Genomic DNA, 2,182 nt, shown 5'->3' with positions numbered 1-2,182 from the left:
CCGGGCTTTTTATTGCCTGTGAATCAGGCTTTACGCTGACGCACCAAATGCTTGAACCCTTCGAACACCAACACCATCACCGCCAGCCAGATCGGGATGTAAGTCAGCCACTGGCCGCCCTTGATGCCTTCGCCCAACAAGAGTGCCACGGCCAGCAACAGCACCGGCTCCACGTAACTGAGCAGGCCGAACAGGCTGAATGCCAGCAAACGGCTGGCGATGATGTAGCTCACCAACGCCGAGGCGCTGATCAAGCCCAGCATTGGAATCAGCGCGTACAGCTTGGGGTGCACATCGAGAACGGCAAAACCCTGTTCACCGTGCTGCACGAACCACCAGGCCACCGGCAGCATGAGCGCCATGTCCAGCCACAGACCACCCAGATGATCCGTCGTCAGGTATTTGCGTACCACGAAATACACGGGGTACCCGATAATCACGACCAGCGTTGCCCACGAGAATCCGCCAGCCTGATACAACTCATTGAGGACGCCCAGCGCGGCGAACACCACTGCGATCTGTTGTAAACGAGACAAACGTTCGCCGTACACCAGGCGCCCGGTCAGCACCATCGTCAGTGGCAGCAGGAAATACCCCACCGACACATCCAGGCTGCGCCCATTCAGTGGCGCCCACATGAACAACCACAACTGCACACCCAGCAAGGCTGACGACAACAGCACTCCGCCCACCAGGCGTGGCTTTCCCGCCAGCATCCGTAACAGTTCCCACACACGGCGCCACTCGCCGCTGACGATCATGAACACCGTCATGCACGGCACGGTCAGCAGCATCCGCCAGCCGAAAATCTCCAGGCCACTCAAGGGCGTCAGCAGTGATGTGAAGTAATACATCACGGCAAACAGCACCGAGGCCAAGACCGATAACACAACACCTTTAGACACGCAGTCCTCGCGAAAACAGATTGATACAAAGAGGTGGGAGATTATGGTGCTTTTGGCGAGAGACAGGTGCGCTGTTTTGGGGCGGTCGCGGAAAATTTTCCCACGACCCTCCCTGGAGTCGGCTGCAATAGGGCTCAACTGCGCGCGATTCGACCCGACACAAAGTGGCTGACATCGTTGAACCCAGGCGTGGACGAATGCCCCGGCGTCACCAGCGAGTCGATGAGCACCTCATCCTCGGCCGTGATTTTCACATCCAGCGCCCCGGTGTACGCATCCCACTGCGCCTCTGTACGCGGCCCGACAATCGCCGAACTCACCGCCGAATTGTTCAGCACCCAGGCAATCGCAAATTCAACGATCCCTACGCCGCGCCCTTGGGTGTATTGCTGAATCTGCTGGGCAATACGCAATGACTCCACGCGCCATTCGGTTTCCAGGATGCGCTTGTCCTGGCGCGCCGCACGGCTGCCGGCCTCGGGTGTCACATCGGGGGCGTATTTGCCGCTGAGCACGCCACGGGCCAGCGGGCTGTACGGCACCACGCCCAAGCCGTAGGCGGCTGCCGCTGTGAGTTGCTCGACCTCGGCCTGACGGTTGACGATGTTGTACAGCGGCTGGCTGATGATCGGCTGGTCTACGCCCAAACGCTCGGCCACGCGCATCACCTCGGCGATGCGCCAACCGCGATAGTTGGACAGGCCCCAGTAGCGAATCTTGCCCTGGCGGATCAGGTCGCCGATGGCCGAGACCGTCACTTCAAGCGGTGTGTCGTGGTCTTCACGGTGCAGGTAATAGATATCCAGGTAATCGGTGTCGAGGCGTACCAGGCTGGCTTCCAACGCATTGAAGATACGCTTGCGGCTCAAGCCATTGCGGTTGGGCAAGCCATCTGCCGGGCCAATGCCGACTTTCGAAGCCACCACCCAATCCTGGCGATGACGCACAATGGCTTCACCCACGATTTCTTCGGAGCGTCCGCCCGTGTAGACGTCTGCAGTGTCGATAAAATTGATGCCCTGGTCCCAGGCTTTGTCGATGATGCGCAGTGAATCTTCGGTGCTGGTCTGCTCGCCAAACATCATGGTGCCGAGCGTCAGTGCGCTGACCTTCAAGCCGGACTGGCCCAATGTACGGTAAATCATGGAAGGCTCCTCGTGGCGTTGAAACACAACCCCTGCAATACCAGACTGGACCGCTCTGGAACAAGCCCTGCACAGCTTTCTTCATGCACTCAGCAACGCCTGGCTGCGTTGCTGCAAAAAACCATGCAGCAC

2 protein-coding genes are annotated in these 2,182 nt (G+C 59.3%); both read right to left on the bottom strand.

Annotated elements, in window-relative coordinates:
- Positions 1–23: 23 nt before the first annotated feature.
- Positions 24–905 carry an EamA family transporter RarD gene (rarD, locus tag ACRESD_RS24025; RefSeq protein WP_431753183.1) on the bottom strand — a complete coding sequence of 294 codons (882 nt, stop codon included), beginning with the start codon at positions 903–905 and terminating at the stop codon, positions 24–26.
- 134 nt (positions 906–1,039) lie between these two features.
- A complete protein-coding gene (locus ACRESD_RS24020; protein WP_431753182.1) occupies positions 1,040–2,050 on the bottom strand; it encodes an aldo/keto reductase in 1,011 nt (336 codons plus the stop codon).
- Positions 2,051–2,182 lie beyond the last annotated feature (132 nt).

The organism is Pseudomonas sp. (assembly GCF_050739995.1).
Classification (GTDB): Bacteria; Pseudomonadota; Gammaproteobacteria; order Pseudomonadales; family Pseudomonadaceae; genus Aquipseudomonas.
This window is presented reverse-complemented; position numbering and strand designations above follow the sequence as displayed.

Excerpts from the sequence above, each read along its gene's own strand:
- ACRESD_RS24020 (WP_431753182.1), bottom strand. The coding sequence starts at position 2,050 with ATGATTTACCGTACATTGGGCCAGTCCGGCTTGAAGGTCAGCGCACTG.